13 protein-coding genes and 1 tRNA gene are annotated in these 15,938 nt (G+C 35.1%); 10 read left to right on the top strand and 4 right to left on the bottom strand.

The features are described from left to right. Positions 1-9 precede the first annotated feature (9 nt). From J8H85_RS03555 to J8H85_RS03535, 5 genes are all read left to right on the top strand, one after another. The gene (locus J8H85_RS03555; RefSeq protein ID WP_209652732.1) at positions 10-2,025 is read left to right on the top strand and encodes a hypothetical protein; all 2,016 of its coding nucleotides are present in this window, start codon (positions 10-12) and stop codon (positions 2,023-2,025) included. A gap of 12 nt (positions 2,026-2,037) precedes the next feature. Beyond that, the gene (locus tag J8H85_RS03550) at positions 2,038-2,955 is read left to right on the top strand and encodes a glucan endo-1,3-beta-D-glucosidase (protein WP_209652730.1); all 918 of its coding nucleotides are present in this window, start codon (positions 2,038-2,040) and stop codon (positions 2,953-2,955) included. A gap of 78 nt (positions 2,956-3,033) precedes the next feature. Beyond that, entirely contained in the window at positions 3,034-4,131 is a 1,098-nt protein-coding gene (locus J8H85_RS03545; protein ID WP_209652729.1) for a glycoside hydrolase family 16 protein, read from the top strand. A 2-nt stretch (positions 4,132-4,133) separates the two neighbouring features. After that, entirely contained in the window at positions 4,134-6,422 is a 2,289-nt protein-coding gene (gene bglX / locus J8H85_RS03540; protein WP_209652727.1) for a beta-glucosidase BglX, read from the top strand. Between the two features lie 111 nt (positions 6,423-6,533). Further along, positions 6,534-7,214 (top strand): LysE family translocator, encoded by a 681-nt coding sequence (locus tag J8H85_RS03535; protein WP_209652725.1) that lies wholly within the window; start codon positions 6,534-6,536, stop codon positions 7,212-7,214. Between the two features lie 34 nt (positions 7,215-7,248). Here J8H85_RS03535 and J8H85_RS03530 read toward each other — a convergent pair. Both J8H85_RS03530 and folB read right to left on the bottom strand, forming a co-directional pair. Next, positions 7,249-7,319: transfer RNA gene (locus J8H85_RS03530), tRNA-Cys, on the bottom strand. Between the two features lie 50 nt (positions 7,320-7,369). After that, entirely contained in the window at positions 7,370-7,732 is a 363-nt protein-coding gene (gene folB, locus J8H85_RS03525) for a dihydroneopterin aldolase (protein ID WP_209652723.1), read from the bottom strand. A gap of 79 nt (positions 7,733-7,811) precedes the next feature. On the opposite strand from folB, the gene J8H85_RS03520 reads away from it, so the two are divergent. The 4 genes from J8H85_RS03520 to J8H85_RS03505 all read left to right on the top strand — a co-directional run bounded on the left by J8H85_RS03520 (position 7,812) and on the right by J8H85_RS03505 (position 11,890). Next, positions 7,812-9,818 carry a glutamine--tRNA ligase/YqeY domain fusion protein gene (locus tag J8H85_RS03520; RefSeq protein WP_209652721.1) on the top strand — a complete coding sequence of 669 codons (2,007 nt, stop codon included), beginning with the start codon at positions 7,812-7,814 and terminating at the stop codon, positions 9,816-9,818. Positions 9,819-9,900: 82 nt separating this feature from the next. Continuing rightward, positions 9,901-10,386, top strand: a complete 486-nt coding sequence (locus tag J8H85_RS03515) for a DUF1761 domain-containing protein (RefSeq protein ID WP_209652718.1) — start codon at positions 9,901-9,903, stop codon at positions 10,384-10,386. 67 nt (positions 10,387-10,453) lie between these two features. Further along, positions 10,454-11,611 (top strand): GNAT family N-acetyltransferase, encoded by a 1,158-nt coding sequence (locus J8H85_RS03510; RefSeq protein ID WP_209652716.1) that lies wholly within the window; start codon positions 10,454-10,456, stop codon positions 11,609-11,611. Between the two features lie 78 nt (positions 11,612-11,689). Beyond that, on the top strand, positions 11,690-11,890 hold the full coding sequence (locus tag J8H85_RS03505; RefSeq protein WP_209652714.1) for a hypothetical protein: 201 nt from the start codon (positions 11,690-11,692) through the stop codon (positions 11,888-11,890). A gap of 49 nt (positions 11,891-11,939) precedes the next feature. Here J8H85_RS03505 and J8H85_RS03500 read toward each other — a convergent pair whose 3' ends face one another. After that, the gene (locus J8H85_RS03500) at positions 11,940-12,866 is read right to left on the bottom strand and encodes an SPFH domain-containing protein (RefSeq protein WP_209652712.1); all 927 of its coding nucleotides are present in this window, start codon (positions 12,864-12,866) and stop codon (positions 11,940-11,942) included. A gap of 297 nt (positions 12,867-13,163) precedes the next feature. Here J8H85_RS03500 and J8H85_RS03495 point away from each other — a divergent pair, with 297 nt between their 5' ends. Beyond that, positions 13,164-14,282 (top strand): glycoside hydrolase family protein, encoded by a 1,119-nt coding sequence (locus J8H85_RS03495; protein WP_209652710.1) that lies wholly within the window; start codon positions 13,164-13,166, stop codon positions 14,280-14,282. A 54-nt stretch (positions 14,283-14,336) separates the two neighbouring features. Here J8H85_RS03495 and gltX read toward each other — a convergent pair whose 3' ends face one another. Further along, positions 14,337-15,875: a glutamate--tRNA ligase gene (gene gltX, locus J8H85_RS03490; RefSeq protein ID WP_209652709.1), complete on the bottom strand. Its 1,539-nt coding sequence runs from the start codon at positions 15,873-15,875 to the stop codon at positions 14,337-14,339. Positions 15,876-15,938 lie beyond the last annotated feature (63 nt).

Genomic DNA, 15,938 nt, shown 5'->3' with positions numbered 1-15,938 from the left:
CTTATAATTATGAAAAAAATTAAATATATATTAATTAATTGTCTGGCATTATTGATACTTTTTAGTTGTAATAAAGAGGATGATAATTTCGATTATTTAGATAGCGCAACAGCTCCAGCAAATGTGTCTGCTTCATTTCAAATAACCCAAGATAATACAGGGGTTGTAACCATAACACCTAATGGAGAAGGTGCGGTTTCCTATAATATAACGTATGGCGACGGTACCGCGGAATCGGTAATAGTTAAGCAAGGAGCGAATACACAGCATGTTTATGCCGAAGGTTCTTATACGGTAAAAATAGAAGCTACTGGTATTACTGGATTAAAAAGTGAGGTGGAAAAGGAGCTTATAGTGTCTTTTAGAGCACCAGAAAATTTGGAAGTAAATGCGGAAATAGATAGTTCTAACCCATTTGTGTTAAAGGTGTCTGCTACTGCAGATTATGCAACTTATTTCCTTGTGTATTTTGATACATCAAACCCCGATGAAGAACCTACACATTTAGATAACGGCGCATCAGTTAGTTTTGAATACCCTGCAGTTGGCGATTATACCATTAAAGTGGTTGCATTAAGTGGTGGTGTATCCACTACAGAAAAAACAGAAGTAATAACCATTGCTAAACCAACGGAATTACCAATCGATTTTGAAATTTTTGATGCAAGTGCGTTTATTGGGTTTGGCGGTGCTTCAGCAGCTGTTGTAGATAATCCAGATACTAACGGAAACACTTCTTCTAAAGTTGGGAAAATAGTAAAAGGAGGTCCAGAAACTTGGGCAGGAAATGTTATTACTACATCGGCACCTATCGATTTTTCTACTAAGAAATTCATTAAAATGAAAGTTTGGTCTCCAAGAGCTGGTGGAAAAATGATATTGAAATTAGAGAATTTAACGGACGGTAGTATCAACAAAGAAGTTGAAGTTACAACTGTAGGAAACGGGGCTTGGGAAGAGGTTGTATTTGATTTAAGTACTATTGATGTAAGTAAAACATATCAAAAACTTGTAATGTTTTTTGATATTGGAACTATTGGAACTGGAGGTGCAAACTGGACATTCTATATTGATGACATTAAACAGTTTGATGGTGTAACAGGACCGTCTATTTTTCCAATAAATTTTGAAGCGCCATATCAATTGAGCTCTTTTGATGGAGGAGATATTTCTGTAATAACAAATCCTCAAACAACAGGAAATTCTTCAGGTATGGTATCTAAATTGGTTAAAAATGCAGGTCAAGTTTGGGCAGGTTCTAAAATTACTGTAGACACGCCTTTTTCTATAGATAACAGTACTACAGTTACAGCTAAAGTATGGTCTCCAAGAGTAGGCTTAAATTTACTTATGAAGTTTGAAGATGCAACGGGATGGCCTAATACTAAAGCTACAAATGAAATTACGGCTACCACAACCAAAGCAAATGCATGGGAGGAATTAACATTTACTTTAACTGGTGTTGATGCTGCTGTTGATTATGTTAATCTTGTATTGATAATGGACAATGGTACATCAGGCGATGGATCTGCAAATTATACTATTTATGTTGATGATATTTCAGTAGTTTCATTTCTAGATTTCGAACCGCAACAAGCTTTAAGTAGCTTTGATGGTGGCGCTATTTCCGTAATAGCAAATCCTTATACAACTGGTAATTCATCAAGTATGGTGGCTAAATTGGTTAAAGACGCTGGTCAAGTATGGGCAGGCTCTAAAATTACAGTCACTACGCCTTTTCCAATAGATAATAGTACAACTATTACTGCTAAAGTATGGTCCCCACGGGTTGGCTTAAATTTGCTTATGAAGTTTGAAGATGCTACTGGATGGCCAAATACTAAAGCTACAAATGAAATTACGGCTACTACAACCAAAGCAAATGCTTGGGAAGAATTAAGTTTTACTTTAACAGGGGTTGATGCTGCTGTTGATTACGTAAATCTTGTATTAATAATGGACAATGGTACAGCAGGCGATGGTTCTGCAAATTATACCATATACATTGATGATATTCAAAATTAAAAAAAGAAAAACATGAAAAACTTTAAATATATAACAGGAGTATTCCTTACGTTTTTGATGCTATTTACTAGCTGTCAAGATGATAATGTGGAATTTGGAGATTTAACAGCCCCAACAAACATAAGTGTTGAAGTATTATATGCAGATGGAGATCAGTTTGTTTCCCAAGGCCCTGGTGATGGTACTGGTGTTGTTAATTTTGTAGCACAGGCAGATAATGCTATCTCATATCAATTTGTATATAATGGATCTGTAAGCAGCGCCCCAGGCGGAAAGAAGGGTTATAGTTTTGCTGTTTTAGGACTTAATACATATTCTGTAACCGTATTGGCTTTTGGCAGAGGTGGTGTTTCGTCAAGCAAAACCATAGAAGTTGAAGTATTATCAACCTATTCACCTCCCGCAGATTTGTTAACCATGTTAACAGCCAATAGTTCAAGAACTTGGAGAATAAAAGCAGAAGCTAAACCTCACTTTGGTTTAGGGCCTGTTGTTGCTGTAACAAATGCGAAACAACTCAAAGAAGAAGTTGATGGATTTGAATATTATAGTGCAGGAGCTAATGAAAAAGCAGGAACTGGCATGTACGATGACAGATATACTTTTAATATAGATGGTACGTTTACTGCGGTAACTAACGGAACTGTTTTTGGTCGTGAAGTTTTAATTAATGAATTAGGGGGTTCTGGCGGAACTACAGACGGAGCAGATATTTTAAATTATACTTATAATGATTATACTGCACAGTGGTCTTTAACTGCACCAGGCGGTATCGAAACTATTAGTTTAACAGGTTTAGCTTTTGTAGGGTATTATACGGGCGGAAATCATCAATATATTATCTATAGTCGTTCAGAAAATGAAATGGTTTTAACTACTACAGACGGAAATAATGGATTTAATTGGTGGTTTACTTTAGTGCCAGAGTAAAAGAGTTAATTAATAGCAATAAGAAGGGAGATTTCGCATCTCCCTCTTTTTTACAATCAAGAAATTTAAATAGATAAAATGATAAAAAACATGCTTTATATCATTCACATATGCTTTTTTATAATATTGTCATGCTCTAGTAGTGGTGATGAACCAAAAAATGAAGAACCTCAAGTTATCATACCTACCAACTTAGTAATGCAAATAACTATTACTGGAGCAGATAGCAGTAATATCAATGGCGATGGGTCTGGTTTTATAACGTGTAATGCTACAGCAACAAATGCTGTTTCTTATGGCTTTAGAGTAGGTAGTGATGCTGAAGTAAAAAATACAACAGGCACATTTAATTACATATGTACTAAAGAAGGTTTAAGCGATTATATTATAACTGTATTTGCTTACTCAAGTACAGGTAATACCATTAGCGATTTTAAAAAAATAACGGTATTTGTTGCAGAAAAAGGACCACAACTAATCTGGTCCGATGAGTTTGATGGCACAGGATCTCCAGATGCCACAAAGTGGGGTTATGATATTGGTAATGGTACTAATGGATGGGGAAATGGTGAAAAGCAACATTATACAAATAGAATAGACAATGTTAAAGTTGAAAATGGTGTTTTAAAAATTATAGCAAAAAAGGAAAGTTATCAAGGTTTTCAATATACCTCTACCAGACTATTAACCAAAGGTAAATTCGATTTTACATACGGCAGAGTTGATGTTAGGGCTAAATTACCAACAGGAACCGGTACATGGCCAGCTATTTGGATGTTGGGCGCTAATATTGACGCCGTTGGGTGGCCTGCATGCGGAGAAATAGATATTATGGAACATTGGGGACATAACCCAACCAAAATATCAAGTGCTACACACACACCATCGTGTTCAGGTGGTTGTGCAAATACGCAAGTGGGAGAGACCACAATAACCGATTATGCAACCGCATACCATGTGTATAGCGTTGAATGGTCATCAAACGAACTTAAGTTTTTTATAGACAACGTTTATAAGTACAGCTATAAACCATCGGTTATAAACAGTAGTACTTGGCCATATAATGCAGCACAATTTTTAATTCTTAATGTAGCCATGGGAGGTAGTTGGTTTACTATCGACCCTAATTTTACAGAGTCTGTAATGGAGGTGGATTACGTTAGGGTATATCAATAATTATGAAAAAAAACAATCTTAATAGTTTACTTATTGTTGTTCTTTTAGTGGCAACGGTATCATGTAAAGAGAAAAAGGAAGCTTTATATAGCTCAAATAATTCTAATGATGTAATAGAAAAGAAAGTTTCAGAATTACTATCAAAAATGACACTCGAAGAAAAAATTGGTCAAATGAATCAATATAATGGCTTTTGGGATGTTACGGGGCCAACGCCATCCACAGGCGATGCTTCTAAAAAATATGAGCATTTAAAGAAGGGTTATGTAGGGTCTATGCTTAATGTAACAGGTGTAGATGAGGTAAGGGCAGTGCAAAGAATAGCTGTGGAAGAAACCAGATTGGGCATTCCATTAATTATAGGTTTTGATGTGATTCATGGTTATGAAACTTTAAGTCCCATTCCATTAGCTGAAGCTGCTAGTTGGGATTTAGAAGCCATTAAAAGATCTTCTGAAGTAGCTGCTAAAGAAGCGGCAGCAGCAGGTATTAATTGGACGTTTGCACCTATGGTAGATATCTCTAGAGATGCGCGTTGGGGACGCGTTATGGAAGGTGCAGGTGAAGACACTTACTTAGGAAGTAAAATAGCTATAGCTCGAGTTAAAGGCTTTCAAGGTGACGATTTAGCATCCCCTGAAACCATTGCTGCATGCGCTAAACATTGGGCGGGTTATGGTTTTGCCGAATCGGGTAGAGATTATAATACCGTTGATGTAGGCACCTCAACATTAAATAACATCATTTTTCCACCATTTAAGGCCGCTACCGATGCTGGTGTACGAACCTTTATGAATTCTTTTAACGAATTAAATGGTATTCCTGCAACAGGAAATGCTTTTTTACAGCGTGATATTTTAAAAGGAAAATGGGGTTTTACCGGTTTTGTGGTCTCAGATTGGGGTTCTATCAACGAAATGATTGCCCATGGGCATGCTAAAAATAAAAAACATGCTGCTGAATTGGCATCGAATGCTGGTTCAGATATGGATATGGAATCATATGCCTATGTAGATGAATTGGCAAATTTGGTAAAAGAAGGTCGTGTTCAAGAAGCGCTTATAGATGATGCTGTAAAACGTATTTTAAGAGTAAAATTTGAACTTGGGTTATTTGATGATCCTTATAAATATTGCAACAAAGAAACTGAAAAACAAGTGATAGGAAGTCAAGAAATTCAAGATGCTGTATTAGATATGGCTAAAAAGTCAATTGTACTTCTTAAAAATGAAAATAAGCTGTTACCACTTAAAAAAGAAGGACAAAAAATAGCGTTGATAGGTGCTTTAGCGGCCGATAAAACAAGTCCTTTAGGTAGTTGGAGGTTAGCAACAAAAGACAGTACCGCTATCTCAGTGCTTGAAGGCATGCAAGACTATACAGGCAATATATTAACTTATGCTAAAGGAGCCGATTTAACATTGGGGCAAACCGTATTTCCCTTAGAGTTAATAATTAATACTACAGATAAAAGCGAGTTTCCCGAAGCAATTCAAACCGCTAAAACAGCCGATGTTGTAGTCATGGTTTTGGGTGAACACGGTTTCCATAGTGGCGAAGCACGTAGTAGAACAGATTTAGGTTTGCCAGGTGTACAACAGGAACTTTTAGAAGCAATTTATAAAGTGAACAAAAACATTGTTTTAGTTTTAAACAATGGACGTCCATTAACAATTCCTTGGGCAGATGCGCATATTCCTGCCATTGTTGAAGCATGGCAATTAGGTACTAAAAGTGGTAACGCCATTGCTCAAGTTTTGTATGGCGATTATAACCCGAGTGGAAAATTACCCATGACGTTTCCAAGAAGCGTAGGGCAAATACCAATTTATTACAATTATAAAAATACAGGAAGGCCAGTTATTCCTGCACCAAACGAAGTGTTTTGGTCGCATTATACCGATGAAAGTAATACGCCTCTATATCCTTTTGGGCATGGGTTAAGCTACACCACATTTTCATATAATAATCTTTTAGTTGAAAAGATTTCTAGTGAAGCAGTGAAAGTTTCCGTGAAGGTAAAAAATACGGGAAGCGTTACAGGTAAAGAAGTTGTTCAGCTTTATATAAGAGACTTGTTTGGAAGTATTACCAGACCTGTAAAAGAATTAAAAGGCTTTGAAATGGTTTCTTTGGAACCAAATCAAGAAGTTACGGTAAGTTTCAATCTTACAAAACAAGAATTGGGATTTTTTAATAATGAGGGCGAATTTATTTTGGAACCAGGAGATTTTAAAGTATTTGTTGGGGGTAGTTCTGCAGCAAATTTAGAGGCTGATTTTAAAATTTAACTATAAAAAGAATTTCATAAATTTAGTTTAATTTGTTTGTTGTTTAAAAGGTGTGTTTTAGTTTAACACACCTTTTTTTCTTTACTTTGTAGTAAACCCTCATATAATTCTATGTTAGATGATATTTTAGCTGCTATTCCTTTCGGAATTATTTTAGCCTTTACCATTGGGCCTGTTTTTTTTGTGCTGCTTGAAACCAGCGCAACAAAAGGCTTTAAAAGTGCGCTAATTTTCGATTGTGGTGTTATGTTGGCAGATATTCTATTCATTATAGTGGCCTTTTTTAGCACCAGTAAATTGCTCGAATCTATAAAAGACGATCCTAGTTTTTTAATTTTTGGAGGTGTTTTGTTAGTAACTTATGGGTTTATTTCCTTCATTAAAACATCAAAATCGTTTCGAGAAATTCTGAGGGAATATCATAAAATTGAAATCAAAAAAGGCTACGGTAAGCTTTTTTTAAAAGGATTTCTGCTCAACTTTATTAATATAGGTGTGTTATTAGGTTGGGTAGCATTTATAGTGATAGCAAATTCAATTACCAGCTCCAATGATGGTGTCGTGGTATTTTTGAGCACTATTTTAGCAGTCTATTTTTTAGTCGATTTGGTTAAAATAGTGGTCGCTAAAAAGCTTAAGAGCAGGTTAACACCGCGTATTATATTCAAAACAAAAAAAATAATTGCTTTGGTTATTTTAGGTTTTGGAGTTTTACTTTTAGTTCAAGGTTTTTTTCCAAAGGAAAAAGAACTTTTAAAGGAGAAATTAGAAAAAATAAGTCCCTTAAAATAAAAAAAGCTTCTGAATCTACCAGAAGCTTTTTTTGAGGTGTCGAGCGGATTCGAACCGCTGTAGCAGCTTTTGCAGAGCTGAGCCTAGCCACTCGGCCACGACACCTTAATTGTGCTGCAAATTTAAAAAAAATTAAGACTTTACAACATTTTAAATCATTTTTTACGTTTATCAGTCATCTTTATGGTTACTTTTTCAACATCACCACCTATAGGAGGGTTCAATTTACTAACCCAAACCGTTGCTTTTTTTACTAATTTATCTTCTTTAAAGATACGATTTAAAATACGTTTTGCAACCGTTTCAAGCAAATGAGAAGGTATGCCCATTTCTTCTTTTATAATGCGGTTTAAAAACACATAGTCCACAGTATCAGTAAGTTTATCTGTTTTTGAAGATTTTTGTAAATTAGCTTCAACTTTTAAATCTACACGATATTCACTACCTATTTTAGTTTCTTCTTTTAAGCATCCATGATGCGAAAATAGGCGGATGTTTTCAACTTTTATAATTCCCATGTTAGGTGGTTTTAAGTCGGTAAAATTACCTAATTTTGCACAATATTTTTTGTTTAATTACCTATTGCGATACATTTTTATGTCTGAAGAAAGAAAATCACTAAACTTTTTAGAGCAAATTATAGAAGAAGATTTGGCAAACGGCATGCCAAAAAACAAATTACGTTTTCGTTTTCCTCCAGAACCAAATGGGTATTTGCATATTGGACATACCAAAGCCATTGGCATTAGTTTTGGTTTGGGTGAAAAGTATAATGCACCTGTAAATCTTCGTTTTGATGATACCAATCCCGCAAAGGAAGAGCAAGAATATGTAGATGCCATTAAAGAAGATGTAGCATGGCTAGGTTATAAATGGGATAAAGAATTATTTTCTTCAGATTACTTCCAACAGCTTTATGATTGGGCTATTTTATTTATAAAAGAAGGAAAGGCGTATGTAGATTCGCAAACAAGTGAAGCTATGGCCGAACAAAAAGGAACTCCCACACAACCTGGGGTAGATGGTCCTTTTAGAAATAGAACTGTAGCCGAAAATTTAGATTTGTTTGAACGTATGAAAGCGGGCGAATTTGAAGAAGGCGAACATATTTTACGTGCAAAAATAGATATGCAGCATCCCAACATGTTGATGCGCGACCCCATTATGTACCGTATTTTAAAGAAGCATCACCATAGAACAGGTAATGATTGGTGTATTTACCCCATGTACGATTGGACCCATGGTGAAAGCGATTATATCGAGCAAATTTCACATTCATTGTGTTCGTTGGAATTTAAACCTCACAGAGAGCTTTACGATTGGTTTTTAGACCAAGTAGTAGACGAAACCTTAGTTAGGCCTAAGCAACGTGAGTTTGCACGTTTAAACTTAAGCTACACTATTATGAGTAAGCGTAAGCTGCTTAAACTGGTTGAGGATGGGATTGTAAACGGATGGGACGACCCCCGTATGCCAACCATTTCTGGTTTGCGTCGCAGAGGTTATACCCCAAATGCACTAAGAAAATTTGTTGAAACTGTTGGTGTTGCCAAACGCGATAACGTTATTGATGTATCGCTTTTAGAATTTTGTATTCGTGAAGATTTGAATAAAACAGCGCCTCGTGTTATGGCTGTTTTAGATCCTGTTAAATTGGTTATTACTAACTACCCTGAAGGAAAAGAAGAATGGTTGGAAGCTGAAAACAACCAAGAAGACGAAAGTGCAGGTTTTAGAAAAGTACCATTTTCACGAGAACTTTATATTGAAAAAGAAGACTTTAAAGAACAAGCAGGCAGTAAATTTTTCAGACTTAAATTGGGTGGCGAAGTTCGTTTAAAAAATGCCTTCATCATCAAAGCAGAATCTGTTGTAAAGGATGCAAATGGAAACATTTTAGAAATACACTGTACCTATTCTGAAGATACATCCAAAAAAGTTAAAGGGACACTGCATTGGGTATCTATAAAACACGCTATCAAAGCAGAAGTTAGGGAATACGATCGTTTGTTTATGGATGAAGCGCCAGATAGCCATCAAGATAAAGATTTCATGGCGTTTTTAAATCCTGAATCTTTAAAAATTATTGAAGCGTATGTAGAGCCAAGTTTGTTAGAAGCTAAAGTAGGAGAGCGGTTCCAGTTTCAACGTTTAGGATATTTTAATGTGGATAACGATTCTTCTTCAAATAAATTAATATTTAATAAAACAGTAGGATTAAGAGACTCTTGGGAGAAACGAAAACCTGTAGAAAACGCCAACAAGAACCAAAATAAACCACAAAATAATGCATCGCAATCACAGCGCAAAGCCATTGATGTGATTCAGCAATTAGGTAAAAAATACACCAATTTACCAGAAGCAAAACAACTTAAAGCAAAAGAAGAAATTCAAGAACTTGCCAAAGATGTTAGTTATGATGAGTTGAAACCACTTTTCAATACCGCTGCTAAAAAAGTAGGAACACGTATTGCTACCATGATTGTTTTAGGTGTATTAATAAAAAATGGTTTGGAAATAAATGACGAAGTGAATGATTTTATAAACAAAGCCCTAGAAGATTCAAGCACTATTTTGGTTGAAGAAGCAAATACGCTTGTGTAGTTTGTTTTTCAAATAACTAAAAATGAAGCACATATTATTATTTTAACTATATTTATAATCTAACTTTTTAACTAAATTTATTATGGATTTTTTTAATATTTATGCAGTTTTAGCCTCAGCAGTTTCGGCATTACTTGTTGGATTTATTTGGTATCACCCAAAAGTATTTGGTAACGCTTGGATGCAAGCAGCCGACATGACCGAAAAAAAAATGAAAGGAGCAAACATGGCCAAAATTTTTGGTTTGGCATTCCTTTTTGCTTTTATATTAGCAACCGCATTACCGGGAATTGTTATTCATCAAATGGGGGCTTTTAGTTTAATAGGAGGAGATCCAGCAAATGCTTTACCTTCATACGAAGCTTTTATGGTAGACTATTCAGAGTCTTTTAGAACCTTTAAACATGGTGTTTTTCACGGTGTCTTAACGGGTATTTTTATTGCTTTGCCTATTTTGGGCACCAATGCTTTATTTGAACGCAAAAGCGCCAAATACATCTTTATTAACGCTGGTTATTGGATAGTAACACTTGGTATTATGGGTGGTATTATTTGTGCTTGGAAATAATTTTTGTAAACTTTTAATATAATCAAAGACTGAAGTGTTTTAACTTCGGTCTTTTTTATACTCAAATTTGAAATCATTTAGAATTTATCATTCGGTTGCCAACCTTCCACCTTCATGGGATGGCGTTGTTGAACATGATATTTTTTTACAAACTTCATATTTAAAAGCTGTAGAAGAAGCATCGCCCAATAATATCCAATTTTTTTTTGTTGGAATTTTTAATGATGATGTTTTAGTTGGGGTTGCAATTATTCAACGTGTTCAGCTGTATTTAAAAGATATGTTCAGAGCCATAAATGTATCTTGTGTAAAAGAGTTTTTTCGCGATGTGGTTTCAAAAGTACTAAAAGGCAATGTTTTGGTGGTCGGAAACTTAACGCATACCGGACAACATGGTGTGTTTTTTCAAAAGGAAAACATAACTCAAGCTACTTATTTGGAATTGGTTTATAAAGCTTTGGAAGCTATCAAAAACCATATAAAAACAAATCAGAATAAAACCATACGCGCCATCATGTTTAAAGATTATTTTTTAGATGATACTATTCATTTGGAAACTAATTTTTTCAACACGAACAAGCTTCATAAGGTTACGGTTCAACCCAATATGGTATTGAAGATAGAAGCAAATTGGTTAAGTTTTAACGATTATTTAAATGAACTCAATAAGAAGTACAAAAGTCGCTATAAAACAGCCAGGAAAAAGCTAAATGGTATTACGTGTTCAGAATTGGATTTAGAGGCCATTAAAACCAATTCAAATAGGTTACACGCACTTTATTTAAACGTATCTAACAATGCCAAGTTTAATACGTTTATACTGCCTGAAAATCATTTTTACAGCCTTAAACGTTATTTACAAGATAATTTTAAAGTTTTTGGATATTATTTAGATGAAGAACTGATTGGTTTTTTCACTTTAATACAGAATGAACAACACCTTGAAACATATTTTTTAGGTTATGATGAAGCGCATCAATACAAGAACCAGCTGTATTTAAATATGCTATACAGCATGTTGGAGTTTGGTATTATTAATCATTTTGAAACCATAGTTTATGCCAGAACCGCCATGGAAATAAAAAGTTCGGTAGGGGCAAAGGCTAAACCCATGTTTGTTTATATGAAGCATACCAATAGTTTTATGAATGCTGTATTGAAACAGCTATTCGGCTTAATGAACCCAAAACAAGACTGGGAAGAGCGACACCCATTTAAAAGTTAAGGCTTTTCGTAAAGAGAGAATAATTTTTATAAATCGTTTTATTTTAGTAATTTAAGTGTTTCATTAAATAGGAATAAAATGAAGGCTAAACTGCTTATGGAAATATCGAATATTACCCAGGAAATTGAAACCGATTATCCTGAATTATATCAATATTTAGATGAAAACCCAATGACGATTCCCAGTGAAGATAATTTGAATGTTGATGATAAATCGCTAAAAAATTATTTAGAAACTTTAAAAACAATGCTTAAAAAATATAAAGAAGAGCATCCATAAAAAAGCCTCATAACTATGTATGAGGCTTTTTTGTTACAGGTTATAAATGTTATTCTTTATTCTTTTTCTCCTTAGCTTCTTTCATGGCTTCACCAATTTGGTTACTGGCTGTAAAACTTGCAAGCATTTCGTTAAGCATATTACTCCCTGCCTGTGGCGAATTTGGCATCAATATTAAATTACTATTTGTATGTTGACCAATAGATTGAAGTGTATCGTAATGTTGAGTTACAACTATTAGGGCAGAGGCTTCTTGTGAGTTTATTCCAACTTTGTTCAACACTAAAACGGATTCTTCTAAACCACGTGCAATTTCACGACGTTGGTCTGCAATACCTTGTCCTTGTAAACGTTTGCTTTCGGCTTCCGCTTTCGCTTTTTCAACTATTAAAATACGCGCAGCATCACCTTCGTATTGTGCAGCAGTTTTTTCTCTATCGGCAGCATTAATACGGTTCATAGCTTCTTTTACTTGAGGATCGGGGTCAATATCCGTTACAAGTGTTTTAATGATATCAAAACCATAATCAAGCATGGCATCGTTCAATTCTGCTTTTACCGCTAATGCAATATCATCTTTTTTCACAAAAACATCATCCAATTTCATTTTTGGCACTTCGGCACGTACCACATCAAATACATAACTGGTTATTTGGTCGTGTGGATAGTCTAACTTATAAAAGGCATCGTACACTTTTTCGGATAAAACACGGTATTGTACAGATACTTTTAAGCGAACAAATACATCATCTAAAGTTTTAGTTTCTACTATAACATCTAATTGCTGAATTTTTAAACTTAATCTGCCAGCAATTCTGTCTATTAAAGGGATTTTTAGTTGAAATCCAGAATGACGAATACTTTGAAATTTACCAAATCGCTCTATAACAGCAGCCGTTTGCTGCTTGACGGTAAAAACGAATGATATAAATAAAAGGACACCAAGTACGATGTAGGGGATTGAATAAATGCTCATGATACGTTGTTTTTAAATGGTTAAAAAAATGATAGTTGTTATTTTAATTTATATTTGTTTAGAAATAGACCCTTAAATATACAATGAATAATTCTCAACTTGTTTATTAGTAGCTTTATTACTATGTTTTGTTACAAATAGTTTTTGAAAATGAGGTAAATTACGGGATAACCAAAAGTATCACGTATGATTTTTTTTTAATTTGAAGAGTCAAAATGAACCATAAAAATCCTTGAAACCTAGTAAGAAGCTTGTTGGTAAATGGCTGGTGCTAAAAAATAAACAAAAAATAATTAAATGAAAAGAAGAACATTTATAGAAACAACACTTAAAGGATCTGCTTTATTGGCAACATCCAGTTTATGGTCTTGTGCTGCTTTTGGTAAACAACCGGAAGCCGCTTTTATAGATCGCATTTTACCCGCTCCAAAAGGTGGTGGATTTCGTGATGATAATTATTGGATTTGGGGTTCGTCTGTAGTAAAAGGTGAAGATGGTAAATACCATATGTTCGCTTCCAGATGGTCTAAAGATGTTGGTTTTGGTGCATGGGTAACTAATTCTGAAGTGGTTCGTGCCGTGGCAGACACACCCGTTGGGCCTTATGTATTTCAAGAAGTCGTGTTACCTGTGCGTGGAAAGGAATTTTTTGATGGCATGTGCACCCACAACCCAAGAATTATTAAATACAAAGACAAGTATTTGTTATACCATTTTGGAACCACATACAATTTTCCACAGCCTAATAAGGAAAACCCAAAATTTTCTAGTGAAAATTGGAACGAAGCTTGGATGAATAAACGCATTGGTTTAGCCATTAGCGACTCGGTTTTTGGCCCTTGGGAACGTGTTGACAAGCCCGTTATTGAACCTAGACCGGGGCATTGGGATGCTTCCATTACATCCAATCCAGCACCAGCGGTAGACCCGAAAACGGGAAAAATATTGCTTATGTATAAATCTTCTGCTACATCCAAACCACCATTATTGTTAGGGGTTTCTATGGCCGATAGTCCACGAGGGGAATATAAAAGATTAAGTGAAGAACCTGTTTTTAGGTTTGAAACACCAGGAAAAGAGCATGTAGATGTTGAAGATCCATTTATCTGGTGGGCAGGCGATAAATATGAAGCGGTTATAAAAGACCGTTCTGGTGAAATTTGTGGTGAAGAAGGTGGTGGCATACATGTGTGGTCCAAAGACGGAGTGAAATGGCATTTGTACGACCAAGTAAAAGCCTATAGCCGTAATATTTTATGGGATGATGGTACTACAACGCATCAAAACCATTTTGAACGTCCTTTTGTTTTAATTGAAGACGGCAAGCCAACCCATTTATTTGCTGCAGTTGGCAGTGGTCCTGAAGCATGGAAATTTGAAAATACGTGGAATATGGTTATTCCTTTGAAACACTAATAAAAAAGCCCTAAACTAAAATTTAGGGCTTTTTTATTATAGTCTTTATGAAGTTTAAATTGTGGAAACCAAAGCTTCTATACGCTTCACAGTTTCAGCTTTTCCAATCATATACATTATATCAAAAACATCGGGTCCTTGTAAAGCACCAACCAATGCAATTCGTAAAGGCATCATGACTTGCCCAAAACCAATATTATTAGCGGTTATCCAGCCTTTAATTTCTGTTTGTAGGGTTTCTGTTGAAAAATTTTCAATACCATTTATAATCGCTTTTATTGAGGCCATTATATCCGCTGTATTCTCTTTTAATGCTTTTTTGGTAGCTTTTTCGTCGAATGATTTTGGTGCTTCAAAAAAGTAAGCGCTCAACTCCCAAAAATCTGATATAAACGTAGCACGTTCTTTAATCATGCCTATAACAATAGAGATATAGTTTACGTCAATGTCATGAGACCCTTCGACTGCGCTCAGGGTGACATTTTCATCCACAATGGGTTTAAACAATTCTGCTAAAGCATCATTACTTTGCTCTTGCATGTAGTGGTGGTTAAACCATTTAATTTTATCCGGATCAAAACGTGCACCAGATTTGTTTACACGCTCTAGTTCAAAAGCAGCTATCAATTCTTTTAAACTAAAAATTTCTTGTTCGGTTCCAGGGTTCCATCCTAAGAAAGCCAAAAAGTTTATCATGGCTTCAGGAAAATAACCATCTTCTTTATAGCCTCTAGAAACTTCATAGGTAACAGGGTCGGACCATTGTAAAGGGAAGACAGGGAAACCTAATTTATCGCCATCGCGTTTGCTTAATTTTCCTTTTCCTGTTGGTTTTAAAATTAATGGTAAATGTGCAAATTCAGGAGCTTCCCAACCAAAGGCTTTGTATAATTGGTAGTGTAATGCTAAACTTGGTAACCATTCTTCACCACGAATCACATGGGTTATTTCCATTAAATGGTCGTCTACAATGTTCGCTAAATGGTAAGTGGGCATACCATCACTTTTAAATAAAACCTTATCATCTAAAATATTGGTATCAATTTTAATATCGCCACGTATGATATCTTTTAGGTGTAACGTTTCGTCTTGCGGACTTTTAAAACGGATAACATATTCGTCGCCTGCATCCAATTTAGCTTGTACTTCTTCCGCGCTAAGCGATAATGAATTGCTCAATTTTAAGCGGTTGTGCCAGTTGTAAATAAAGGTTTTTCCTTTTGCTTCGTGGTCTGTTCTATGAAAATCCAAATCTTCAGCCGTGTCAAAAGCATAATAGGCGTTGCCAGATGCAATTAATTCATCGGCATATTGTTTGTACAAATGCTTGCGTTCGCTTTGTCTGTACGGGCCAAATTTTTCATTCTTGTTAATTCCTTCATCAAACGGAATACCGCACCAATTTAAGGCATCAATAATGTATTGTTCGGCACCTTCAACGTATCTGTTTTGGTCGGTATCTTCAATTCTTAAAATAAAAGTACCTTGATGTTTTTTAGCAAATAAATAGTTGAATAACGCCGTACGAACACCTCCAATATGAAGTGGTCCTGTTGGGCTGGGTGCAAAACGCACACGAACTTTTTTGGTCATGTTTTGTAATTTTGCTGCAAAGATACAATTAACACATTATTATAAACGCTGTAAAAAATAAAA

Source organism: Mariniflexile gromovii (genome assembly GCF_017814435.1).
In the GTDB taxonomy this organism is placed as follows: Bacteria; Bacteroidota; Bacteroidia; order Flavobacteriales; family Flavobacteriaceae; genus Mariniflexile; species Mariniflexile gromovii.
The sequence above is the reverse complement of the archived record's forward strand: the minus strand, read 5'-3'. Positions and strand labels throughout refer to the sequence as shown.

Excerpts from the sequence above, each read along its gene's own strand:
- J8H85_RS03535 (WP_209652725.1), top strand. The coding sequence starts at position 6,534 with ATGTTAGATGATATTTTAGCTGCTATTCCTTTCGGAATTATTTTAGCC.
- J8H85_RS03545 (WP_209652729.1), top strand. The coding sequence starts at position 3,034 with ATGATAAAAAACATGCTTTATATCATTCACATATGCTTTTTTATAATA.
- bglX (WP_209652727.1), top strand. The coding sequence starts at position 4,134 with ATGAAAAAAAACAATCTTAATAGTTTACTTATTGTTGTTCTTTTAGTG.
- J8H85_RS03550 (WP_209652730.1), top strand. The coding sequence starts at position 2,038 with ATGAAAAACTTTAAATATATAACAGGAGTATTCCTTACGTTTTTGATG.
- J8H85_RS03495 (WP_209652710.1), top strand. The coding sequence starts at position 13,164 with ATGAAAAGAAGAACATTTATAGAAACAACACTTAAAGGATCTGCTTTA.
- J8H85_RS03555 (WP_209652732.1), top strand. The coding sequence starts at position 10 with ATGAAAAAAATTAAATATATATTAATTAATTGTCTGGCATTATTGATA.
- gltX (WP_209652709.1), bottom strand. The coding sequence starts at position 15,875 with ATGACCAAAAAAGTTCGTGTGCGTTTTGCACCCAGCCCAACAGGACCA.
- J8H85_RS03520 (WP_209652721.1), top strand. The coding sequence starts at position 7,812 with ATGTCTGAAGAAAGAAAATCACTAAACTTTTTAGAGCAAATTATAGAA.
- J8H85_RS03515 (WP_209652718.1), top strand. The coding sequence starts at position 9,901 with ATGGATTTTTTTAATATTTATGCAGTTTTAGCCTCAGCAGTTTCGGCA.
- folB (WP_209652723.1), bottom strand. The coding sequence starts at position 7,732 with ATGGGAATTATAAAAGTTGAAAACATCCGCCTATTTTCGCATCATGGA.
- J8H85_RS03505 (WP_209652714.1), top strand. The coding sequence starts at position 11,690 with ATGAAGGCTAAACTGCTTATGGAAATATCGAATATTACCCAGGAAATT.
- J8H85_RS03500 (WP_209652712.1), bottom strand. The coding sequence starts at position 12,866 with ATGAGCATTTATTCAATCCCCTACATCGTACTTGGTGTCCTTTTATTT.